16 protein-coding genes are annotated in these 22,682 nt (G+C 71.5%); 5 read left to right on the forward strand and 11 right to left on the reverse strand.

The window, feature by feature from the left end:
• The first annotated feature begins 28 nt into the window (after positions 1-28).
• Positions 29-1,573, forward strand: coding sequence for an MFS transporter (locus ACFV9H_RS32065; RefSeq protein WP_385405167.1), 1,545 nt, complete (start codon positions 29-31; stop codon positions 1,571-1,573).
• A gap of 210 nt (positions 1,574-1,783) precedes the next feature.
• Here ACFV9H_RS32065 and serA read toward each other — a convergent pair whose 3' ends face one another.
• From serA to ACFV9H_RS32095, 6 genes are all read right to left on the reverse strand, one after another.
• A complete protein-coding gene (gene serA, locus ACFV9H_RS32070) occupies positions 1,784-3,373 on the reverse strand; it encodes a phosphoglycerate dehydrogenase (RefSeq protein ID WP_385405169.1) in 1,590 nt (529 codons plus the stop codon).
• A gap of 264 nt (positions 3,374-3,637) precedes the next feature.
• Positions 3,638-4,639: a ketol-acid reductoisomerase gene (ilvC, locus tag ACFV9H_RS32075; protein WP_385405172.1), complete on the reverse strand. Its 1,002-nt coding sequence runs from the start codon at positions 4,637-4,639 to the stop codon at positions 3,638-3,640.
• A gap of 174 nt (positions 4,640-4,813) precedes the next feature.
• The gene (gene ilvN / locus ACFV9H_RS32080; RefSeq protein ID WP_031150278.1) at positions 4,814-5,338 is read right to left on the reverse strand and encodes an acetolactate synthase small subunit; all 525 of its coding nucleotides are present in this window, start codon (positions 5,336-5,338) and stop codon (positions 4,814-4,816) included.
• A gap of 31 nt (positions 5,339-5,369) precedes the next feature.
• On the reverse strand, positions 5,370-7,256 hold the full coding sequence (locus ACFV9H_RS32085) for an acetolactate synthase large subunit (RefSeq protein WP_385405175.1): 1,887 nt from the start codon (positions 7,254-7,256) through the stop codon (positions 5,370-5,372).
• Positions 7,257-7,459: 203 nt separating this feature from the next.
• Positions 7,460-10,360, reverse strand: coding sequence for a putative bifunctional diguanylate cyclase/phosphodiesterase (locus tag ACFV9H_RS32090; RefSeq protein WP_385405178.1), 2,901 nt, complete (start codon positions 10,358-10,360; stop codon positions 7,460-7,462).
• A gap of 282 nt (positions 10,361-10,642) precedes the next feature.
• Entirely contained in the window at positions 10,643-11,590 is a 948-nt protein-coding gene (locus ACFV9H_RS32095) for a 2-hydroxyacid dehydrogenase (protein WP_385405181.1), read from the reverse strand.
• A 73-nt stretch (positions 11,591-11,663) separates the two neighbouring features.
• On the opposite strand from ACFV9H_RS32095, the gene ACFV9H_RS32100 reads away from it, so the two are divergent.
• The 3 genes from ACFV9H_RS32100 (at position 11,664) to ACFV9H_RS32110 (ending at position 14,253) form a co-directional block, all read left to right on the forward strand.
• The gene (locus tag ACFV9H_RS32100) at positions 11,664-12,671 is read left to right on the forward strand and encodes an aldo/keto reductase (RefSeq protein WP_385405184.1); all 1,008 of its coding nucleotides are present in this window, start codon (positions 11,664-11,666) and stop codon (positions 12,669-12,671) included.
• Positions 12,672-12,795: 124 nt separating this feature from the next.
• A complete protein-coding gene (locus ACFV9H_RS32105) occupies positions 12,796-14,019 on the forward strand; it encodes a PQQ-dependent sugar dehydrogenase (protein ID WP_385405186.1) in 1,224 nt (407 codons plus the stop codon).
• A 54-nt stretch (positions 14,020-14,073) separates the two neighbouring features.
• Positions 14,074-14,253, forward strand: a complete 180-nt coding sequence (locus ACFV9H_RS32110) for a DUF6191 domain-containing protein (protein WP_385405200.1) — start codon at positions 14,074-14,076, stop codon at positions 14,251-14,253.
• Here the strand turns inward: ACFV9H_RS32110 and ACFV9H_RS32115 are convergent.
• From ACFV9H_RS32115 to ACFV9H_RS32135, 5 genes are all read right to left on the reverse strand, one after another.
• Positions 14,216-17,281: an AAA family ATPase gene (locus tag ACFV9H_RS32115; RefSeq protein ID WP_385405202.1), complete on the reverse strand. Its 3,066-nt coding sequence runs from the start codon at positions 17,279-17,281 to the stop codon at positions 14,216-14,218. The genes ACFV9H_RS32110 and ACFV9H_RS32115 overlap by 38 nt on opposite strands.
• Positions 17,282-17,361: 80 nt before the next feature.
• Positions 17,362-17,529, reverse strand: coding sequence for a hypothetical protein (locus ACFV9H_RS32120; RefSeq protein WP_385405188.1), 168 nt, complete (start codon positions 17,527-17,529; stop codon positions 17,362-17,364).
• Positions 17,530-17,718: 189 nt separating this feature from the next.
• Positions 17,719-18,288 (reverse strand): hypothetical protein, encoded by a 570-nt coding sequence (locus ACFV9H_RS32125; protein ID WP_385405190.1) that lies wholly within the window; start codon positions 18,286-18,288, stop codon positions 17,719-17,721.
• A 118-nt stretch (positions 18,289-18,406) separates the two neighbouring features.
• Positions 18,407-20,647: an MMPL family transporter gene (locus ACFV9H_RS32130; RefSeq protein ID WP_385405192.1), complete on the reverse strand. Its 2,241-nt coding sequence runs from the start codon at positions 20,645-20,647 to the stop codon at positions 18,407-18,409.
• Positions 20,648-20,856: 209 nt separating this feature from the next.
• Positions 20,857-21,273, reverse strand: coding sequence for a signal peptidase I (locus tag ACFV9H_RS32135; RefSeq protein ID WP_385405194.1), 417 nt, complete (start codon positions 21,271-21,273; stop codon positions 20,857-20,859).
• Between the two features lie 61 nt (positions 21,274-21,334).
• Between ACFV9H_RS32135 and ACFV9H_RS32140 the strand changes: the two genes are divergently transcribed.
• Positions 21,335-22,138, forward strand: a complete 804-nt coding sequence (locus tag ACFV9H_RS32140) for a GNAT family N-acetyltransferase (RefSeq protein WP_385405204.1) — start codon at positions 21,335-21,337, stop codon at positions 22,136-22,138.
• Positions 22,139-22,682 lie beyond the last annotated feature (544 nt).

Genomic DNA, 22,682 nt, shown 5'->3' on the forward strand with positions numbered 1-22,682 from the left:
CGTTTATGACGTCTGTACATTGCTTCTCATGACGAACCCCAGCGCCACCGCGCGACTCGCCGGCCGCCGCGAATGGACCGCCTTCACGGTCCTCCTGCTGCCGCTGCTCCTGGTCTCGATGGACGTCTCCGTCCTCTACTTCGCCATCCCCGCCATCACCGAGCAGCTGGACCCGAGCGCCACCCAGCAGCTCTGGATCTTCGACAGCTACGCCTTCGCCCTCTCCGGACTGCTGATCACGATGGGCTCGCTCGGCGACCGGATCGGCCGCCGCAAGCTGCTGCTGATCGGCGCGGCCGCCTTCGGCCTCGCCTCGGTCGGCGCCGGCTACGCCACGAGCGCGGAGATGCTGATCGCGGCCCGGGTGCTGCTCGGCATCGGCGGCGCCACCCTGATGCCCTCCACGCTGGCGCTCATCCGCAACCTCTTCCAGGACGACAAGCAGCGCGGCAAGGCCATCGCCATCTGGTCCGGGGCCATGACCGGCGGGATCGCCCTCGGCTCGGTCCTGAGTGGCGTGATGCTGAACCACTTCTACTGGGGCTCCGTCTTCCTCATCAACGTGCCCGCGATGCTGCTCCTGCTGATCCTGGTCCCCGTGCTGGTCCCCGAGTTCAAGGACCCGGCCCCCGGCCGCTTCGACCTGCTGTCCGTCCCGCTGTCCATGGCCGCCGTACTGCCGGTCGTCTACGGGCTCAAGGAGATCGCCGCCGAGGGCTTCGAGCCCCTCTACCTCGGCTGCCTGCTGGCCGGCCTGGCCGTCGGCTACGTCTTCGTCCGCCGCCAGCGCACCCGTGACGACGCGATGGTCAGCCGGGCGCTGTTCCAGGGCCGCGGCTTCGGGGCGGGCGTCGGCCTCAACACGATCGCCGCCTTCGTCATGATGGGTTCGGCCTACTTCACCACCCAGTACCTGCAGTCCGTGCTCGGCATGGGCACCCTGGAAGCCGCCCTGTGGAGCCTCGCCCCCTCGGTGTTCATCGGCGCCGCCGCCCCGGCCTCCGCCGCCTTGGCCCAGAAGCTGGACCGGGCCTACGTCATCGCCGGCGGATTCGCCATCGCCGCCGTCGGTTTCGGCCTGATGGCCCTGGTCGACACCGACTCGCTGTGGCTGCTGCTGACCGGCGCCGGGGTGCTCGCCTCCGGCATCGTCTCCGTGATGTCCCTGGTCTCCGACATGGCGCTCTCCTCGGCCCCCGCCGAGAAGGCCGGCTCCGCCGCCTCCCTGCTGGAGACCGGCCAGGAGTTCGGAGGGGCTCTGGGCATGGCGGTCCTGGGCAGCCTGGGCACCGCGGTCTACCGCGGCGACCTCGCCGACGCCGACCCGGCCGTACGAGAAACCCTCGGCGGAGCCGTGGCCGTCGCCCACCAGGTCGGCGGGGAGGCCGGCGCGCAGCTGCTGGCCCTGGCCCGCGAGGCCTTCGTCCACGGAATGCAGTACGCGGCCTGGGGCGGTACGGCGCTGCTGCTCGGGGCGGCGCTGCTCGCCGCGGCCCTCCTCCGGGGGATCGGCACCCCTGCCCCGGCCCCGGCCCCGGCCCCGGCGGACGAATCCAGCCTCGCCGGCGTTTGAGGCGCGGGGTCCGGGGCGGAGCCCCTGGGGGCACTCCCCCAGACTCCGTCCGGGGGCACCCCCACCCAGCGGTAGCTGGGGGAGGAACGGAGGAAGGGCGGGTAGGGGACAAGCCCCGCAGGGACCCGGGCTTGAGCCAGCGTACGGCTGACGGAACGTGAGAAAGGGCCCGGGGATCTCCCCGGGCCCTTTCTCTGTGGTTCGTACTGGTCAGCCGAGGCTGACCGTGCGCGCCGAGACGGCGCCGATCTCGGTGGCGATGTCCGCGAGGACGTTTGCCGGGACCTCGGCGTCGACCGTGAGGACGGCGAGCGCCTCGCCGTGCTCCTCGGCGCGGGCGACCTGCATGCCCGCGATGTTCAGGCCGGCCTCGCCGAGCAGCTGACCGACCTTGCCGACCACGCCCGGGCGGTCGGTGTAGCGCAGCACGACCATGAAGTCGGCGAGCGCCAGGTCCACGTCGTACTCCCCGACGCCGACGATCTTCTGAAGGTGCTTCGGGCCCGCGAGCGTGCCGGAGACCGACACCTCCTGGCCGTCCGACAGGGTGCCGCGGACGGTCACCACGTTGCGGTGGTCCGGGGACTCCGAGCTGGTGGTCAGGCGCACCTCGACACCGCGCTCCTGCGCGAACAGCGGGGCGTTGACGTAGGAGACCGTCTCGTCGACGACGTCCTCGAAGACACCCTTGAGCGCGGAGAGTTCGAGCACCTTGACGTCGTGCTGGGTGATCTCGCCGCAGACCTCGACGTCGAGGCGGACCGCGACCTCGCCCGCGAGGGCGGTGAAGATGCGGCCGAGCTTCTCGGCGAGCGGCAGGCCCGGACGGACGTCCTCGGCGATGACGCCGCCCTGGACGTTGACCGCGTCCGGCACGAGTTCGCCGGCGAGCGCGAGGCGCACCGACTTGGCGACCGCGATACCGGCCTTCTCCTGGGCCTCGTCCGTGGAAGCGCCGAGGTGCGGGGTGCAGACGACCTGGTCGAGCTCGAACAGCGGGGAGTCCGTGCAGGGCTCCTTCGCGTACACGTCGAGGCCGGCGCCGGCGACGCGGCCCTCCTTGATGGCCGAGTACAGCGCGGCCTCGTCCACGATCCCGCCGCGCGCGGCGTTGACGATACGAACGGAGGGCTTCACCTTGTGCAGGGCCTCGTCCCCGATGAGACCGAGGGTCTCGGGGGTCTTGGGCAGGTGCACGGTGATGAAGTCGGCGACCTCGAGGAGCTCGTCCAGCGTCAGCATCTTGACGCCCATCTGGGCGGCGCGCGCGGGCTGCACGTAGGGGTCGTACGCCACGATCTTCATGCCGAAGGCCGACATGCGCTGGGCGACCAGCACGCCGATGCGGCCGAGGCCGACGACGCCGAGGGTCTTCTCGCTGAGCTCGACACCCGTGTACTTGTTCCGCTTCCACTCACCGTTCTTCAGGGCGGTGTTGGCCTGCGGGATGTTGCGGGCCGTGGCGACGAGCAGGCCGCAGGCGAGCTCGGCGGCGGTCACGATGTTCGAGGTCGGGGCGTTCACGACCATCACGCCGGCCTTGGTGGCGGCGGAGACGTCCACGTTGTCCAGACCGACGCCGGCGCGGGCGACGACCTTCAGCTTCTTCGCCGCGGCGATGGCCTCGGCGTCGACCTTGGTCGCGGAGCGCACGAGGATGGCGTCGACGTCGACGATCGCGGGCAGCAGCTCCGCGCGGTCGGCTCCGTTGACGTGCCGGATCTCGAAGTCCGGGCCGAGCGCGTCCACGGTGGCGGGCGACAGCTCTTCGGCGATGAGTACGACAGGTTTCGAGCTCACGTGGGTCCTCACAAGTCCAGTGCGGACGGCCGTCCCGACGGCCGCAGGCGGTGGAGGGGGTAGCCGCGTGGAAGACGCACGACACTGTGGGCCTGACGCGTATGTGTTGAGCAGTGTAGTGGCGGTGGCGGACCGGATTTCCGCCTGTACGGAAGGATCACCCGTCCGTGGTTGGCCGGGTTGGACAAGCCGGGTCGTCCGGGGCCCGTCCGGTGATGCGCGGCGGGGCCGGAACCCAGCGTTCCGGCCCCGCCGCGTGCGAGATCAGCTCTCGTCGCTGTCGACCCAGCTCATGAGCTTGCGCAGCTTCTTGCCGGTGGTCTCCAGCAGGTGCGCCTCGTCGGCCTTCTTGTACTCGTTGTACTTCGGCAGACCGGCCTTGTACTCGGCCATCCAGGTGTTGGCGAACTCGCCGCTCTGGATCTCCGCCAGGACCTGCTTCATCTCGGCCTTGGTGGCGTCGGTGATGATGCGGGGACCGGTGATGTAGTCGCCCCACTCGGCGGTCTCGGAGACCGACCAGCGCATCTTCTCCAGGCCGCCCTCGTACATGAGGTCCACGATGAGCTTCAGCTCGTGCAGGCACTCGAAGTACGCGATCTCGGGCTGGTAGCCGGCCTCGGTCAGCGTCTCGAAACCGGCCTTGACCAGCGCGGAGGCGCCACCACAGAGGACGGCCTGCTCACCGAACAGGTCGGTCTCGGTCTCCTCCGTGAAGGTGGTCTTGATGACACCGGCGCGGGTGCCGCCGATGCCGGCCGCGTACGACAGCGCCAGCGCGAAGGCGCTGCCGGAGAAGTCCTGCTCGACCGCCGCGATGCAGGGAACGCCGCGGCCTTCCTCGTACTGGCGGCGGACCAGGTGACCCGGGCCCTTCGGGGCGACCAGGGCGACGTCCACGTTGGCCGGGGGCTTGATGAAGCCGTAGCGGACGTTGAAGCCGTGGCCGAAGAAGAGCGCGTCGCCCTCCTTGAGGTGGTCCTTGATGGACTCCTCGTAGATCTCGGCCTGCAGCGGGTCCGGGGTCAGGATCATGATGACGTTCGCCCACTCGGCGGCCTCGGCCACGGGGACGACCTTCAGACCCTGCTCCTCGGCCTTGGCCTTGGACTTCGAGCCCTCCTTCAGACCGACGACGACGTCGACGCCGGAGTCACGGAGCGACAGCGCGTGGGCGTGGCCCTGGCTGCCGTAACCGATGACCGCGACCTTGCGGCCCTGGATGATGGACAGGTCGGCGTCGTTCTCGTAGAACAGCTCGGCCACTGGGATATCTCCTTGGTGCGCTGGTGTTGCACCCACCGTACGGCGGGGAACGGAATCTGAGTTTTCGGTCTCGCTATGCGAGCGTGAGCGTGTCTGACGCGTCTTGCGTGTCTGTTGTGTCCCAGGTGCGCCCGACGTTTCCGCCGGACGCACCCCGGACGTGTGCCCGACGCGTCAGGCGCTGCGGTCGAGGGCCCGCAGGCTGCGGTCCGTGATGGACCGGCCGCCACGCCCTATGGCGATCGTGCCGGACTGCACGAGCTCCTTGATGCCGAAGGGCTCCAGCATCTTGAGCATCGCGCCGAGCTTGTCCGCGCCGCCGGTGGCCTCGATGGTGACGGCCTCCGGGGAGACGTCGACCGTCTTGGCGCGGAACAGCTGGACGATCTCGACGATCTGGGAGCGGGTCTCGTTGTCGGCGCGGACCTTCACCAGAACGAGTTCGCGCTCGATGGCGTTGTGCGACTCCAGCTCGACGATCTTGAGCACGTTGACCAGCTTGTTGAGCTGCTTGGTCACCTGCTCCAGCGGGAGGTCTTCGACATTCACGACGATGGTGATGCGGGAGATGTCGGGGTGCTCGGTGACACCGACCGCGAGGGAGTCGATGTTGAACCCGCGGCGGGAGAACAGCGCGGCGATCCGGGCGAGGATGCCGGGCGTGTTCTCGACCAGGACGGAGAGCGTGTGCTTGGACATGTGGGGCGTTCTCTCTCTCGGCTCTCTCGGCTCAGTCGTCTTCGTTGTCGCCGAAGTCGGGACGGACGCCCCGCGCTGCCATGACCTCGTCGTTGGAGGTGCCGGCGGCGACCATCGGCCACACCATGGCGTCCTCGTGGACGATGAAGTCGATGACGACGGTGCGGTCGTTGATCGCGTTGGCCTCGGCGATGACCTTGTCCAGGTCGGCCGGGTCCTCGCAGCGCAGCGCCACGCAGCCCATCGACTCCGACAGCTTCACGAAGTCCGGGACGCGGGTGCCCTTGCGCGGGGCGATGGACTCGCCCAGCTGGGAGCCGACGGTGTCGTGGCCCGTCTCGTCCGCGTGCAGCACGGTGTTGGAGTACCGCTGGTTGTAGAACAGGGTCTGCCACTGGCGGACCATGCCCAGCGCACCGTTGTTGATGATCGCGACCTTGATCGGGATGTTGTTCAGCGCGCAGGTGACCAGTTCCTGATTGGTCATCTGGAAGCAGCCGTCGCCGTCGATCGCCCAGACCGTGCGCTCGGGCATGCCGACCTTGGCACCCATCGCGGCCGGGACCGCGTAACCCATGGTTCCGGCGCCGCCGGAGTTCAGCCAGGTCCGCGGCTCCTCGTACTTGACGAAGTGCGAGGCCCACATCTGGTGCTGACCGACGCCGGCCGCGAAGATCGTGCTCTTCGGCGCGAGCGCGCCGATCCGCTCGATCACCTGCTGCGGGGACAGGCTGCCGTCCTCGGGCAGGTCGTAGCCCAGCGGGTAGGTGTCGCGCCAGCGGCTCAGGTCGTTCCACCAGGCGGTGTAGTCGCCGGCGTTGCCCTCGGTGTGCTCGGCCTGGACGGCCTGGATCAGGTCGGCGATGACCTCGCGGGCGTCGCCCACGATCGGGACGTCGACCTCTCGGTTCTTGCCGATCTCGGCCGGGTCGATGTCCGCGTGGATGATCTTGGCGAACGGGGCGAAGCTGTCCAGCTTGCCGGTGACGCGGTCGTCGAAGCGGGTGCCGAGCGCGATCAGCAGGTCGGACTTCTGCAGGGCGGTGACGCCGGTGACCGAGCCGTGCATGCCGGGCATGCCCACGTGCAGCGGGTGGCTGTCGGGGAAGGAGCCCAGGGCCATCAGGGTGGTGCAGACCGGGACGCCCGTCAGCTCGGCCAGGACCTTCAGCTCGGCGGTCGCGCCGGACTTCATGACGCCGCCGCCGACGTACAGCACCGGGCGCTTGGCCTGGCAGATGAGCTTGGCGGCCTCGCGGATCTGCTTGGCGTGCGGCTTGGTGACCGGCCGGTAGCCGGGCAGGTCCATGGCGGGCGGCCACGAGAAGGTGGTCTTCGCCTGGAGGGCGTCCTTGGCGATGTCGACCAGGACCGGGCCGGGGCGGCCGGTCGAGGCGATGTGGAAGGCCTCGGCGATCGTCCGCGGGATGTCCTCGGCCTTGGTGACCAGGAAGTTGTGCTTGGTGATCGGCATCGTGATGCCGACGATGTCCGCCTCCTGGAAGGCGTCGGTGCCGATCGCCTTGGAGGAGACCTGGCCGGTGATCGCGACCAGCGGGACGGAGTCCATGTGCGCGTCGGCGATCGGGGTGACCAGGTTGGTGGCACCCGGGCCGGAGGTGGCCATACAGACGCCCACCTTGCCCGTGGCCTGCGCGTAGCCGGTGGCGGCGTGGCCGGCCCCCTGCTCGTGACGGACCAGGATGTGACGGACCTTCTTGCTGTCCATCATCGGGTCGTAGGCGGGCAGGATCGCACCACCGGGGATCCCGAATACGGTGTCGCACCCCACCTCTTCGAGAGAGCGGATGAGGGACTGCGCGCCCGTGACGTGCTCAACTGCGGCGGACTGCTGTCCGCCGGAACGGGGCCGCGGCTGCGGATGGTGGGCCCCGGTGGCCTGCTCGGTCATCGGCATTCTCTTCTCGAAGCTGAGGGTTTTACGGGATTCGGCTCTGTGCCAGTGCAACAAAAAACCCCTCGTGCCGTTGGGCAAGCGAGGGGAGCGCGTCGGATGCGTTGAGCGGGGACATGCTGGTCCCGGCTTCAGCCGACGCGCTTTCCAAGTACGAGAATTCGGGTGCGCATGGCACCGACCTTCCCTCCGGCGGGAGGTCGATGTCAAGTAGGTGGGACGGCCGTCTCATTATGTGAGCCTCTACGGATAACCATGGAGCCCCCGGGGGAACCACCGGCCAGGGCTGGTTGGACCGCTCCGCCCGGTACTGGGAACGTACCGCGCACGAGCGCGCGGCGCAGCCGGTATTCGTCCAGTGGGCCGGAGAAGGCCATTCCCTGGCCGTGCGTGCAGCCCATGGCGCGCAGGGCCATGACCTGCTCGGGCAGGTCGACGCCGTCGGCCACGGACCGCATGCCGAGGTCGTTTGCGATCCGCAACAGACCTGCGGTGATCTTGTGCAGCCGGGGGGACTCGACGACCCCTTCCACCAGCCCCCGGTCCAGCTTGAGCATGTCCACGGGGAGGCGGCGCAGGGCGCTGATGGCCGCGTAGCCGCTTCCGAAGCCGTCCAGGGAGATTCCCACGCCGAGCCGGTGCAAGGCCGTCAGGCGGCGCTCCAGGTCGTCGAAGGGCACCCTGGGGTCGGAGACGGCCAGCTCCAGCACGAGGGCCCCGGAGGGCAGTCCGTGCCTGGTCAGCAGGGCCTCGACGGAGCCCAACGGCATCGCGTGGTCCAGGAGCCGCTGGGCGGTCATCCGGACGGCCACGGGTACGTCGTGCCCGGCCCGCTGCCGGTCGGCGGCCTGCTCCACGGCCTGCTCCAGCAGCCAGCGCCCCAGCTCGGCGGTGCGCGTGGCGTCCGGACCCGCGGCCGCGCCCGCCGCGCCCTCGCTGTACTCGGCGACCCGGAGGAACTCCGCCGGGGTGAAGAGGATCCCCTGCGCCGAGCGCCAGCGGGCCTGCGCGGCCACCGCGGCGATCTCGCCGGTGGCCAGCGAGACCACGGGCTGGTGCAGCAGGGCGAACTCCCCCTCGTGCAGCGCGGTCCGCAGCCGCCCCGCCAGCTCGGCCTTGCGGACGACCTCGGCCTGCATCTGCGGGGCGTACATCTCCACGCGGTCCTTGCCGCCGGCCTTGGCCCGGTACATCGCGAGATCCGCGTTGCGCATCAGGTCCGAAGGGGTGATTCCGGGGTCGGCGAAGGCCACGCCGATGCTCGCGGCGACCCTGACCTCGCTGCCCGCGATCCGGTACGGCTGGGAGAGCGTGGTGCGCAGCCGGTCCGCGATCTCGTGGACCTGGTACTCGCGGGCGCTGCGGTCGCGGCTGCCGTCGCCCAGGATCAGCGCCGCGAACTCGTCCCCGCCGAGGCGTGCGGCGGTGTCCCCGGCGCGCACCGAGTCCTGGAGCCTGCGCGCGGCCTCGATGAGCAGCTCGTCGCCGGCCTGGTGGCCGATGGTGTCGTTGACCGCTTTGAAGCCGTCGAGGTCGATGAAGAGCACGGCGGTGCTGTGGTCCCCCGCGCGCCTGCCGGTCAGGGCCTGGCGCACGCGTCGGGTGAAGAGGGCCCGGTTGGGCAGGTCGGTCAGCGGGTCGTGCTCGGCGCTGTGCTGGAGCTGGGCCTGGAGCCGGACCCGCTCGGTGACGTCGCGGCTGTTGAGGATGAGCCCGCCCTGGTGGCGGTTGACGGTGGATTCCACATTGAGCCACTCGCCGCCGCCCGACTTGAAGCGGCATTCGATGCGGGTGGTGGGCTCCTCGGTCGGCGGAGCGGCGAGGAAGCGGCGCACCTCGTGGACCACCCGGCCGAGGTCGTCGGGGTGGATCAGGGTGGCGAGCTCGGTGCCGACCAGCTCCTCGGCGTCGCGCCCGTAGACCCCGGCGGCGGCGGGGCTGACGTAGCGCAGGGTGCCGGTGGGCGCGGCGATCATGATGACGTCGCTGGAACCCTGGACCAGGGAGCGGAAGTGGTTCTCCTTCTGGGCCAGTTCCTGGGTCAGCGCGATGTTGTCGAGCAGCATGATGCCCTGGCGGATGACGAGGGCGAGCACGACCGTACAGCCGGTGAAGACGACCATCCGGTCGACCTTCCTGCCGTCCACGACGTTGTAGAGGATGCCGAGGGTGCACACGGCGGCCGCGAGGTACGGGGTCAGCGCGGGCAGCGAGCCGGTGATCGGGCGGCTGTGCGGGCGCTCCACGCGCCCGGGCCCGCCCGGGTCGGGTCCGAGCTGCGGTCGCCGGGCGCCCCAGGGCGCGTACGCGAGCAGCAGCGAGCCCGCGAACCAGCCCGCGTCGAGGAGCTGTCCGGACTGGTACTCGGCGCTGAGCAGGGGCGAGGTGAACAGGGCGTCGCTGAGCACGGTCAGGGCGAGCGCCGCGATGGCGGTGTTGACGGCGGAGCGGTTGGTCTCGCTGCGCCGGAAGTGCAGGACCAGGACCATCGAGACGAGGGCGATGTCGAGCAGCGGGTAGGCGAGCGAGAGCGCCGCGCGCGGGACGCTGCCGGGGGCGCCGGACTGGGCGGTCCGCGCCGCGTGGGCGAGGGCCAGGCTCCAGGACAGCGTCAGCAGGGAGCCGCCGATGAGCCAGGAGTCGAGCCCGAGGCATACCCAACCGGCCCGGGTGACCGGGCGTTTGGCGAGGACGAGCAGGCCCACGATGGCGGGTGGCGCAAAGCAGAGGAAGGCGAAGTCCGCGAGCGAGGGCTTCGGCACGGACTGGCCGAGAATCACCTCGTACCAGCCCCAGATCGCGTTGCCGCCGGCGCCCATGAGAGAGGAGAAGGCGAAGAGCAGCCATGCGGGGCGTTCCCGGCTGTCGATCGCCCGGGCGTAGGAGTAGCAGGAGATCGCGGCGAGTAATCCGGCGGCACTGAGCCCGAAGTCGCCCATGATCTCGGCGAGTTCCTCCGAGCCCCAGTTGAGGGCGGCGCCGACGGCGTACCCGCCGCTGATCACCGCGAGGAGCAGCTGCATCGCCAGGCTCCTGCCCCCACCGGCACCACTGCCACCGCGCGAGACGGACGGCCGGTTCAGGAGCGCCGCCCCCGGGGCACTCACCGGTCCCCCTCGCCGGCTGGTTCCGGCGCAGTCCAGTCCCGGCACCGTCGCCTCCGGCGGCTCTGCCGCATCGGATCCTTCGTCCATTGGCCGTGCATCGCCCGTCGCCCCCCAAAGTGTCCGATCACTCCCCAGCGCCAGACGTTCGTGGCGCAGCCCCTTCTTCCGGACGATACACCACTTTCGTCACTCAGCGACATAGCTTCTCTACGCTCCGTCACCAATACGGGAGTTGTGCCGACCGAGTGCATCCGAACGAACGCGGAGCGTGCGCATCCCACGTCACTCGGTGATCAACACCGTGTGCTCCACGGGCTCCCCGGCGGCGAACCGGCCGAGCTGGCGCGCCAGCAGGCGCTTGGCGCGCGGCTCGAAGGCCGAGCTGCTGCCGCCGACATGAGGCGTGATCAGGACATTCGGAGCATGCCAGAGCGGGTGGCCGGCCGGCAGCGGTTCCGGGTCGGTGACGTCGAGCGCGGCGCGCAGTCGGCCCGACTCCAGCTCGGCGAGCAGGGACTTGGTGTCGACGACGGGGCCGCGGGCCACGTTCACCAGCAGGGCGCCGTCCTTCATGCGGCCGAGGAAGTCGGCGCCGACCAGGCCCCGGGTGGTGTCGGTCAGCGGTGTCACGATGATCACCACGTCGGCCTGCGACAGCAGTCCGGGCAGGTCGGCGAGGGCGTGGACGGGGCCGCGCGCGGTGGTTCGGGCCGAGCGGGCGACCCTGGTGACGGGCCCGCACTCGAAGGGCACGAGCCGGTCCTCGATGGCCGAGCCGATGGATCCGTAGCCGACGATCAGGACCGACTTGTCGGCGAGGGCGTCGTAGAAGCCGCCGCGCCACTCCTCGCGGTCCTGGCCGCGGACCATGCCGGGGATGCCGCGCAGCGAGGCGAGCGTCAGGGTGAGGGCGAGTTCGGCGGTGCTGGCCGTGTGGACCCCGACGGCGTTGCACAGGCGTACGCCGGGGCGCAGGTCGCCGAGGCCGCCCAGGACGTGATCGATGCCCGCGGTCAGGGTCTGTACGACCTCCACCGCCCGCATGGCCGCCAGCGGGCGCACGGTGACCTCGGCGGATTTCATGTACGGGGTCACGTAGAAGACGCAGTCCGCCGGGTCGGCCGGGAAGGTGTCCTCGCCGTCCCAGAGGCGGTAGCGGAAGGAATCGGGCAGGCCGGCGATCTCGTCGGCGGGGAAGGGGAGCCAGACGTCCCCGGTCTTTGAGGTCATGATCACGAGGCTATGCCAAGCCATCCGGATCAAGCCGTTAGTTTGTTTGCCGGAGCGGGAGGGGGACTCAGGGGTGGAGCGCAGGTCGATCGGGGCGGGGGCGCTGGCGGTGGGTGCCATCGGCCTCGGCTGCATGCCGATGAGCTGGGCGTACGCGCCTTCGCGGCGCCGGGGGCACAAATCGCTGGCCGCCGTGCACACGGCGCTCGACCTGGGGTCGAACCTGCTGGACACCGCCGACGTGTACGGGCCGTTCACCAATGAGCTGCTGCTCGGGCGGGTGCTGCGGGAGCGCCGTTCCGAGGCCTTCGTCTCGGCGAAGGTGGGGCTGCGCGCGGGTGAGCAGCACGTGGTGGCCGACGGGCGGCCCGGCTACCTGCGGCGCGCGTGCGACGCCTCGCTGCGCCGGTTGCGGACCGACGTCATAGACCTGTACCAGCTGCACCGGGTGGATCCCGAGGTCCCGGTGGAGGAGACCTGGGGGGCGATGGCGGAGCTGGTGGGCGCGGGAAAGGTGCGGGCGCTCGGGTTCTGCGCGCTGGGTGCGGGGGCCGGGCCGGGGGCGGGGCGGCGCGGGGACCGGGCGTACGGGACGACGCTGGCGCATCTGGAACGGGCGCAGCAGGTGTTCCCGGTGAGCGCGGTACAGGCGGAGCTGTCGGTGTGGTCGCCGCAGGCGGCGTGGCAGCTCCTGCCGTGGTGTGCGGCGCGCGGGGTGGGGTTCTTGGCGGCGATGCCGCTGGGCAGCGGGTTCCTCACGGGGACGCTCACGCCGGGCGAGGGTTTCGAGTCGCAGGACGTACGGGCACGGCATCCCCGGTTCACGGCGCACGCGATGGCCTCGAACCAGGGGCTGGTGGCGGGCCTGCGGCGGGTGGCGCGGCGGCACGGGGCCGAGGTCACGGCGGCGCAGGTGGCGCTGGCGTGGGTGCTGGCGCAAGGGCCGCAGGTGGTGCCGGTTCCGGGAGCGGACCGGGCGCACTGGGCGGCGGAGAACGCGCGTGCGGCGGAGGTCCGGCTCTCGGCGGGGGACCTGGAGGAGATCGCGGCACTGCCGGCGGCGGTGGGAGCCTGGGACTGAGCGGGGCCGCCCCCTCGCGGGCTCCACAACCACTCGATCGAGTGTACGAAGGGTGGAACTTGGGGTACGGCCGGAGCTGTTGAGACAGATGGAAGGCACCGGGGCACGGGAGGGGAGCAAGGCGATGCGATACAGATCGAGGATGTACGAGGGCACGGGCGCGCGGCGTCGGAGCGTGCTGGCGGCGGTGGCGCTGGCCGGGTGCGGCGCCCTGCTGGCGGCGGGGTGCTCACCGCCGGGCGGGGCCGGGGCGGGGCCGACAGGTTCCCCACCGGGCACGCCCGCCGCGAGCTCGGGGTCACCGGGCCCGTCGGGGAGCCCGTCCGGTTCGCCGGAGGTCTCCGGTCCCCCGGCGAAGGGCTCGGTGACGGTGACCGGGGAGATCGCCAAGGGCCTGGAGTCGCCGTGGGGCGTGGCCCCGCTGCCCGGCGGCGATCTGCTGGTGGCCTCGCGGGACAAGGGGACGATCAGCAGGGTCGCCGTGGGCTCGGGCGCGGTGACGGAGATCGGCGAGGTGCCGGGGGTCGCCCCGGGCGGAGAGGGCGGGCTGCTGGGCCTCGCGCTGTCGCCCTCCTTCTCCTCGGACCGGCTCGTGTACGCGTACTTCACGACCGAGTCCGACAACCGCATCGCCCGGATGCGCTACGACGAGAAGAGACCGGCCGGTCAGCAACTGGGCGCTCCGGACACGGTGTTCCGGGGGATTCCCAAGGGCACGATCCACAACGGCGGTCGGATCGCCTTCGGCCCGGACAAGATGCTCTACGTGGGGACGGGCGAGACCGGTGACACCGGGCTCGCACAGGACAAGAAGTCGCTGGGCGGCAAGATCCTTCGGATGACTCCGGACGGGAAACCGGTGCACGGCAATCCGGAGGCCGATTCGGTCGTCTACTCGTACGGGCACCGCAATGTGCAGGGCCTCGCCTGGGACAAGGACAAGCGGCTGTGGGCGGCCGAGTTCGGGCAGCACAGGTGGGACGAGCTGAATCTCATCGAGCCCGGCGCCAATTACGGCTGGCCCGAGGCCGAGGGGAAGGCGGGCAAACCGGGGATGCGGGATCCGGTGGCGGTGTGGGGGACCGACGAGGCCTCGCCGAGCGGGATCGCGTGGGCGCAGGGCTCCGTGTGGATGGCAGGGCTGAAGGGCAACCGGCTGTGGCGGATCCCCCTGGCCGGAGCGGAACTGGTCGCGCCCCCCGAAGCGTTCCTCGAGGGGAAGTACGGCCGGCTGCGCACGGTGGTGGCACTCGGCGGGGACAGATTGCTGCTGGTCACGAGCGAGACCGATGGGCGCGGGTCGCCGGAAGCGGGCGACGACAGGATCCTGACACTGACGGTGCGATAGCCGGCTCAGGGGGGCGCAGGCCCCGGCAGGGCACGGAAAGGCGCGGTGGGCACGGTGTTCAACATGATCGAGGAGCTGTTCAGTCCGGGACGCAAGCACACGGACGAGGAAAAGAAGCGGCTGGAGCTGTCCCGGGTCGACGTCAATGACGGCGACCCGGGGCGGGGTCCGATAGACCTGGAGTCCGGCAAGGTGCTCATACGCCTCGGCGAGCAGCCTCCGAACGGGCACTGACCTGCGCGGACGGGGCGAAGAGCCGCAGCCGGTGGGCGAGGGCGGCCGCCTCGCCGCGGCCTGCGACGCCCAGCTTCGCCAGGATGTTCGAGACGTGCACGCTCGCCGTCTTCGGGGAGATGAAGAGCTCCTCGGCGATCTTGCGGTTGGTGCTGCCGGCTGCCACCAGGCGCAGTACGTCGCGCTCGCGGCTGGTCAGGCCGAGTGTCTCGACCGGTTCTGCCTCCGGTGCGGGGGCGACCGGAGGCGCCTCGGCGGCGGTGAGCGGGATTCGGGCGCGCTGTGCGAGCAGGGCCAGGTCCTCGCGCAGTCGGCGTGAGCCGAGCCGGTCGGCGGTGGCGTAGGCCTCGCGGAGCAGGGCGGCGGCGGGCTCCCGGTCGCCGCCGGCGGCCAGCATGGCCTCGCCGAGCTGGTGGCGGGCGCGGGCCAGCAGGTACGGGCGTTCCAGCGGGCGGACGGCCTCCTCCACGGCGGTCCAGTCGGCGACGGTGTCCCGGGCCTCGGCCCGGAGCAGCTCGGCGCGGACGTACTCGGCGTGGGCCCGCCACACCGGGGCTGGTGTGGCGAGGGCGCGGGCGGCCCCGCGAAGGACGTCCAGGGCGGCTTCCCGGTCCGCGTCGGCGGCCGGGAGTCCCCGGGAGTCGGCCTCCGCGGTGGCGGAGGCGAGCAGCAGCGGCCAGGCGTAGCGGTGTTGTCCGAGCGGGAACCCGTAGGCGACGGCGGCGGCCGTCTCGGCGCGGACGTCGGCGATCCGCCCCTCCCCCGCGGCGACACCGACCGCGAGGCGGTACAGCGGTATCCGGTGCTGGGGCTGCATGTCGTGGTTGCCGAAGTGGGCGTGGGCGGCCGCGAGCTGCTGGGCGGCCTCGGTCAACTCGCCGCGCGCCAGTGCCAGATAGGCGAGGCGGGAGGCGCCGGAGCCGCGCGGGGCCGCGCTCTGCCCGACCAACAGGGTGCGCTGGGCCGCCTCGGCGGCCTCGTCCCAGCGGCCGAGGCTGTAAAGGCTCTCCGCCATGTTGCCGCGAACCCAGGCCTCGGAGTCCAGCAGCCGGGACTTCCTGACCAGTTCGGCCCCTTGTTCGGCCAGTTCCACGGCTTCCCGGGACCGGCCCAGGCTTTCCAACTGAGAGGTGAGATTGATATGCGCACGTCCCGCGAGCAAGGCGAGGCCCAGTTCCGTGGCCCGTTCCCTGACCGCGTGCATCTCGGCCAGGCCCCGTTCGGGGTCTCCCGAGTCGGTGAGCAGACAGCCGACCGTGATCCGGGCGTTGAGCTCGATCTCCTCGGCGCCGACCATCCGCGCGTACTCGACGGCGCGTTCCGCGGCGACGATGTTGCCCGGGCCGGGGTCGTGGAGCATGCCCCAGCCCGCGGCCCGGACGAGGACCTCGGCGTGCACCTGGGACGGGGGCAGCCCCTGAACGAGCGCCTGGGCCTTGGCGATCTCGTCCCAGCCGTCGCCCCGGCCGAGGCTCGCGACCAGCCGGGAGCGCTCGGTCCAGAACCAGGCGGCCCGCAGCGGGTCGTGGCCGTCGTCCAGCGTGCGCAAGGCCGTCTTGCAGAACTTCAGGGCGCGTTCCCGTTCGCCGCCGTAGCGGGCCGCCACGGTCGCCTCTGCCAGCAGGTCGAGGCGCTGGAGCGGGGTGGTGGCCGGGTCGCAGCCGCACGGCGGGTACACGTCGGTGTAGTCCGCCGGGCGAAGATCCTCGCGGACTTCCTCCGGGACGCTGTCCCACAGGTCCACGGCGCGCTCCAGCAGGCGCAGTTGCTCGGAGTAGGCGTGCCGGCGGCGGGCGGCCACGGAGGCGGACAGCACGGCGGGCAGCGCCTTGGCCGGATCGTTGGCGTGGTACCAGTAGCTGGCCAGCCGGATCATCCGCTCCTCGGCGCGGATCAGCGATCCGTCGGCCTCCATGGCCTCGGCGTAGCGGCGGTTGACGCGGGCGCGCTCTCCGGGCAGCAGGTCGTCACTGACGGCCTCACGAACCAGCGAGTGGCGGAAACGGTAGCCGTCGCCGTCGGGGGTGGCGAGCAGGATGTTGGCTCCGACCGCGGCCCGAAGCGCCTCGATCAGGGCGTCCTCGCCGAGGCCGGCGACTGCGCGCAGGAGCGGGTACTCGACGGTGGAGCCGCCCTCGGCGACGATGCGGACCACGCGTTGGGCCTCGTCGGGCAGCACCTCGACGCGGACGAGGAGCAGGTCGCGCAGGGATTCGGTGAGCCCGGCGCGGCATCCGCTCTCCCGGGAGGCGACGAGTTCCTCGACGAAGAAGGCGTTGCCGTCGGACCGGTCGAACACGGAGTCGACGAAGTCCTCGTCGGGCTGCGTGGCGAGGATCCCGGCGAGCTGGCGGCGTACCTCGGCGCGGTTGAAGCGGGCCAGCTCGATGCGCTGGACGGTACGGAGCCGGTCCAGTTCGGCGAGGAGCGGGCGCAGCGGGTGGCGGCGGTGGACGTCGTCCGCGCGGTAGGTGGCGACGACGACGAGCCGGCCGCTGCCGAGGGTCCTGAAGAGGTAGGAGAGCAGGTGCCGGGTGGAGGTGTCGGCCCAGTGCAGGTCTTCCAGGACGAGGACGACGGTGCGCTCGGCGGCGAGCCGTTCCAGCATCCGTGCGGTCAGCTCGAAGAGCCTGGCGGTGCTCTCCTCGTCGTGCGGGCCGCGAGGGGTTTCACCGAGTTCGGGGAGGATCCGGGCGAGTTCGTCCTCCTGGCCGGCGGCCGCGGCGGCCAGCTCGTCGGGGAGGGCGCGGTGCAGACTGCGCAGGGCCGTCGAAAACGGGGCGAAGGGAAGTCCCTCCGCCCCGATCTCGACACAGCCTCCGACGGCGACGACGGCGCCGCGGCGGGCGGCCTCACTGAGGAACTCCTCCGTGAGGCGGGTCTTGCCGACCCCTGCCTCTCCCCCGATGAGCATCGCCTGTGGCTCCTGGCCGGCGGCTCGCGTCAGTGCGTCGGTGAGTACGGCCAGTTCGTCGGCGCGGCCGACGAACACCGGGCTGACAGATCTGGTCTCCACGTCGCCGAGCATCGCACAGACGTCCTGCTCGGCGGCACTCGATATCGATGCGCTTCTCATCACGTGTCAGTCCACGCGGATCGCGGCGCGGGTTACGCGACGCGGGCGAAGCGGCTCCGGTGTCCCCTCACCGCCCCTTCGGGTTCCTGGCTTCGAGAGGACGTGCGGCGGGCCTGCTTGGCCTCCCGGACGAGCCGGTACTCGTCGGCCTCGCGGATGAGGTCGGCGCGGCGGGCGGTGGCGATTTCGTACTCGAACATCTCGTACTCCCTGGTTGCGTTTCTCGGTCACCTCGTTCGGTGTGATCCAAGCTTCGCGTCCCAGGGGGTACCGGCACATCGGTCGCATGCCGCATCCGGCAGAGGCAGGGGGCCTTAGTCCGGGGCCGATGGTCCCTGAGGAGGCCCAACGACACCTAAGGCGGTGCTTAGCCGGTGGTGGGGCGGTGCCTAGCCGGCTGTTGCCGCCTGCGGGATGGTCAGGAGGAGGTCGAAGTACATGAGGACGAAGAGCAGGACACCGAGGGCGCCCAGTGCGACGCCCGCCCAGGAGACGGAACGGACCCAGGTGGGGAGGGTGCGCTGGGGGGAGCCGAGCGCGGGCAGGGCCAGCACGAGGATGCCGACGATCAGGGCGAGGGCGGCGAAGATGCCGTTCACCAGGGCGGTCGCGTGCCAGGGCTGGACGAACTGGGCGGCGATCTGTCCGTTCACGTCGGCGGTCTGGCTCAGCTCCAGCCGGCCGACGACGCCGGCGCGCTCGGACACTATGCCGCCGACCCAGCTGCCGCTGAGGGCCACGACGCCGAGGCCCGCGGCCACGATCGCGGATGCCGCGGCTCCGACGTGGCCCTGCTCCTTCGGCTCGGCCTGCTCGTCGAACTCGTCGGCGAGCTCGTCGTCGTCCAGGTCCTCGTCGGTGAGCTCGACGTCGGTGGGCTCGACGTCGGTTTCGGCCTTGGTCAGGTCGGCCGGGGTGGTCTCCGCCTCGGGGGCGTGGGGGGTCTTGGTGGTGTCCATGCGGGGCACCGTAGGTGCCCTGTCTGAGAGTTTTCTGAGAATCCGCTGGTTGGGGCCGCTCCGGGCCCCACGATCTGCGGGGCCCGCGCGCGGACGTGTGGCGGGGCCTTGCGGACGGTCAGCCGGCCACGGGTACGGAGTCGGCCGACTCCGCGCTGTTCTCACTCGGCCGCTGTGCCGGAAGTTTCGTATGCGGGCGGTGCTCCGGGGGCTCGATGCTGATCTTGGGCAGCCGTCGGTCGAGCCAGGCGGGCAGCCACCAGTTCGCGCCGCCGAGCATGTGCATCAGAGCCGGGACGAGGAGGGTGCGCAGCACGAAGGCGTCGAGGGCCACCGCCGCGGCGAGCGCGATGCCGAACATGGCGATGAGCCGGTCGCCGCTGAGTACGAAGGCCAGGAAGACGGAGATCATGATGACGGCCGCCGAGTTGATGACCCGGCTGGTCTCGGCGAGGCCGACCCGGACGGCCCGCCGGTTGTCGCCGGTCTCCAGCCACTCCTCGTACATCCTGCTGACGAGGAAGACCTGGTAGTCCATGGACAGTCCGAACAGGACCGACACCATGATCACGGGCAGGAAGGGTTCGATGGGGCCGGCGCTGCCCAGGCCCAGCAGCTCGCTGCCCCAGCCCCATTGGAAGATCGCGACCACGACGCCGAAGGAGGAGGCGACGGCGGCGATGTTCATGGCCGCCGCCTTGAGCGGGATGCCGATGGAGCGGAAGGCGAGCAGCAGCAGGACGCAGCCGAGGGCGACGACCACCCCGACGAAGAGCGGCAGCTTTCCGATGACGACCTCGGCGAAGTCGTCATAGCCGGCGGTGACGCCGCCGACGTGGACCTCCATGGAGTTGCCGTGCCCGGCACGCGGGACCACATCGTCGCGGAGTCGGTCGACGAGTTCGCTCGTGGCCCGGGACTGGGGGGAGGAGTCGGGGATCACGGTGACGACGGCGGTGTCACCGCTGCGGTTGAAGACGGCGGGGCCGGTGGAGGCGACGCCCTTCGTCTTGCCGAGCGCCTCCGCGAGGTGCTCCACGGCGAGCCGGTCGCCGGCACCGTCGAGGCGGGCGACGACGGCGAGCGGGCCGTTGGTGCCGGGGCCGAAACCCTCCGCCAGCAGGTCGTAGGCCTGTCGGGTGGTGGAGGTGGCCGGGTTGTTGCCCTGGTCGGAGGTGCCGAGGTGCAGGGAGAACGTGGGCAGGGCCAGCACCAGCATCACGGCGGTGGCGGCGATGCCGAGCAGCTTGGGGTGGCGCTCCACGAAGGCGGACCAGCGGGCGGCGAAGCCCGTGGTCTGCTCGGACAGCGGGCCCTCGGCGGCGAGCTTGCGTCGTTCGCGGCGCGAGAGGGCGCGCGTGCCGATGAAGGAGAGGAGGGCGGGCAGCAGCGTGACCGAGGCGGCGACCGTCAGGACCACCGTCACGGAGGCGGCTATCGCGACACCATTGAGGAAGTTCAGCCGGAGCACCAGCATGCCGAGCAGTGCGATGCAGACGGTGGCTCCGGCGAAGACGACGGCCCGGCCGGTGGTGGCGACGGCGCTCTCGGCGGCCTCCGCGACCGGGACGCCCCGGGCGAGGGCCTTGCGGTGCCGGGTGACGATGAAGAGGGCGTAGTCGATGCCGACGCCGAGGCCGATGAGGGTGCCGAGCATGGGGGCGAAGTCGGCGACCGGCATCGCGTGTCCGAGGAGGGTGATCCCGAAATACGCGGTGCCCACGCTGACCAGGGCGGTCGCGATGGGCAGCAGGCTCGCGGCGAGCGAGCCGAAGGCCAGGAAGAGGACCAGGGCCGCGACGGCCACACCGATGACCTCGGCGAGGTGGGCGGACGGGGCCTCGGTCAGGCCGATGGCGCGGCCGCCGAGTTCGACCTGGAGGCCGTCGGTCTCGGTGGCCGGGTTCTTCGCCGCGTCGACCACCGCCTTGGCCTGGGCCTTGGGGACGGAGTCGGCCTGCCGGTCGAAGGTCACCACGGCGTAGGCGGTGCGCCCGTCGGGGCTGATCTGGGCGGCGCTCTCGGGGCCGGGGCCGTAGGGGCCGACCACCGACCCGACACCGGGAAGGCCGAGGATGGTGTCGAGCGCCCGGGTCATGCGCTGCTCGACGTCCGGTGTGCGGGCGCTCTGATGGTGCGGGGCCCGCCACACGATGGTGTCGGTGTCGCCGCCCTGGCCGTGGAAGCCCTGACGCAGGAGGTCGTGAGCCTTGCCGGACTCGGTGCCGGGGACCTCGTAGTCGTTGGAGAACGCCGATCCCGCGGTCCCGGCGGCTGCCGCGGTCGCGCCGAGGGCGAGCAGCCAGATCAGGACGGCGAGGAGACGGTGGCGGATGCACCACCGTGCGATTGCTGCCAACGGACGTGCTCCCCTGGTGGTTCGGATCTTTACCGGGAGACAGCCCGTCGCAAAGAACGCTGGAACTCGTGAAGGACCAGCCGCGCCTTCGGGGGGTCGCCCCAGGGTCGCGGCCAGATGGTATACACCGCCACGATCGCAGCGATTCGTGATCGTTGGCCCGTTTCGTGTGCATCGTCACAGGGCGGTGGCGGGGTGGGGGACGTAGGTCACCGGGACGAGTGGTCCAAGGGCCGTGCGTCGGGCTGGTCGTCGGGCTCGTCCACCCGGTAGCCCGGGATCGAGGGCCAGCGCACGGTGAGGACCACCGCGTCCTCCTCGGCGTACCAGGAGTGGTCGACTCCGCGCCCCCACAGCACGTAGTCCCCCTGCTCGGCGAGGACGACCGTCCGGCCGGGGAACTCCAGCCGGAAGCGCCCGCTGATCAGCACCAGCAGCGCGGTGCGCTTCTCCGCGGTGGCCCACCGCTCCCGCTCGTCGCCCTTCGGGTGGACGCCCCACTTGATCTCCACGTCCTCGCTGTGACGGGGATCGGCGGGGTCCTTGAAGTGGCCGAGCAGCCAGCCCCGGTCGGCGGCCGCGTCAGGGGCGGCCTTGCCGGTGTAGATGGAGGAGTCGTCGTTCACGGGCTGAGGCTAATGCAGTTGTAGGGGCCGGTCGGACACTGATGAGCTGGGGCCCATGACGATGGATCTTGATGAACTTCTGAAGGTGCGGGCCAGGTTCGACGCCGAGATGCGCGAGGGCGCGCAGCCGGATGCGGCGCAGGCCCGCGTCGAGCGGGTGGGTGCGGTGGTCCGGCAGATCATGCCCGGGCTCGGCTGGAGCGGCGTGCTCTGGTCGGACCTCGACGAGGAGACGGCGGACGCGGAGATCGCGGCGCAGGTCGCGTTCGTCGCGGAGTGCGGGGCGTCGGAGTTCGAGTGGAAGCTGTACGACTACGACCGGCCGGCGGACCTGGGGGACCGGCTGCGGGCGGCCGGCTTCGTGCCGGAGCCGCCCGAGACGCTGATGATCGGACGGGTCGCCGAGCTCGCGCGGTTGCCGGTGGATCCGCCGGAGGGGATCACGCTGCGGGTGGTGACGGACGAGGCCGGGGTGGACCTGATGATGGAGGTCCACGCGCGGGCCTTCGGAACCGAGCGGCCGCGCATCCGGGAGCAGATGGTGAGCCTGCTGCGGGACGAGCCGGAGACCATCGCCGCGGTGCTCGCGATGGCGGGCGACACCCCGGTGAGCGCGGCCCGCATGGAGATGCGGCCGGGCACCTCGTTCGCGGGCCTGTGGGGAGGGGGCACGGTCCCCGAGTGGCGCGGCAGGGGCATCTATCGGCTGCTGGTGGCCCACCGTGCCCGCATCGCGGCGGAACTCGGCATTCCGTACCTCCAGGTGGACGCCTCGGACGACAGCCGCCCGATCCTGGAACGGCTGGGCTTCGACAGACTGGGCGTGACGGTGCCGTACGTACTCCCCGGCCCCACGGAAGCCTGAGGCCCGCCCGAACCCCGGCCCCGCCGGCGCCTGGGCGCGCACCCTCTGCGGCCTGCCCGGACCTTCCGGCGCCGACCGCGCCGTTCCATCCCCGCCGGCATCTTGAGGCGCAACCACCCGCCCTCGCCGGCGTTCGAGGCGCACCCACCCATGCCCGCCAGCGTTCTTGAGGCGCACCCACCCGCCCTCGCCGGCGTTTGAGCCGCACCCACCCATCCCCGCCGGCGTCCTGAGGCGCACCCACTCAGCCTCGCCTGCGTTTGAGGCGCACCCATCCAGCCTCGCCGGCGTTTGAGGCGTGGGGGTCTGGGGGCGGAGCCCCGGTTTCGGGAAGGGGCGGGGTGGGGGAAGGCTCCGCGCAGCGGCCCGCCCCCGCGCTCCGAGGCGTGCGGTCCGCCGGGGCCGGGGGCCGGGTTGGCTGCGCCGCTCGGGCGGGGTCGGAGGGTTCCGCCGGGGCCGGGCGCGCGCCGGGGCGTCTCCTCGGGCGCCGAACGTTTCCAGGGGTCGGAGGGCCGAGGGTGGTTGCGTTCGACGCCCTGCGGGG

It is taken from the genome of Streptomyces sp. NPDC059874, assembly GCF_042731135.1.
In the GTDB taxonomy this organism is placed as follows: Bacteria; Actinomycetota; Actinomycetes; order Streptomycetales; family Streptomycetaceae; genus Streptomyces.

Excerpts from the sequence above, each read along its gene's own strand:
- ACFV9H_RS32065 (WP_385405167.1), top strand. The coding sequence starts at position 29 with ATGACGAACCCCAGCGCCACCGCGCGACTCGCCGGCCGCCGCGAATGG.
- ilvN (WP_031150278.1), bottom strand. The coding sequence starts at position 5,338 with ATGTCCAAGCACACGCTCTCCGTCCTGGTCGAGAACACGCCCGGCATC.
- ACFV9H_RS32085 (WP_385405175.1), bottom strand. The coding sequence starts at position 7,256 with ATGCCGATGACCGAGCAGGCCACCGGGGCCCACCATCCGCAGCCGCGG.
- ACFV9H_RS32095 (WP_385405181.1), bottom strand. The coding sequence starts at position 11,590 with ATGACCTCAAAGACCGGGGACGTCTGGCTCCCCTTCCCCGCCGACGAG.
- ACFV9H_RS32105 (WP_385405186.1), top strand. The coding sequence starts at position 12,796 with ATGCGATACAGATCGAGGATGTACGAGGGCACGGGCGCGCGGCGTCGG.
- ACFV9H_RS32115 (WP_385405202.1), bottom strand. The coding sequence starts at position 17,281 with ATGCTCGGCGACGTGGAGACCAGATCTGTCAGCCCGGTGTTCGTCGGC.
- ACFV9H_RS32120 (WP_385405188.1), bottom strand. The coding sequence starts at position 17,529 with ATGTTCGAGTACGAAATCGCCACCGCCCGCCGCGCCGACCTCATCCGC.
- ACFV9H_RS32125 (WP_385405190.1), bottom strand. The coding sequence starts at position 18,288 with ATGGACACCACCAAGACCCCCCACGCCCCCGAGGCGGAGACCACCCCG.
- ACFV9H_RS32140 (WP_385405204.1), top strand. The coding sequence starts at position 21,335 with ATGGATCTTGATGAACTTCTGAAGGTGCGGGCCAGGTTCGACGCCGAG.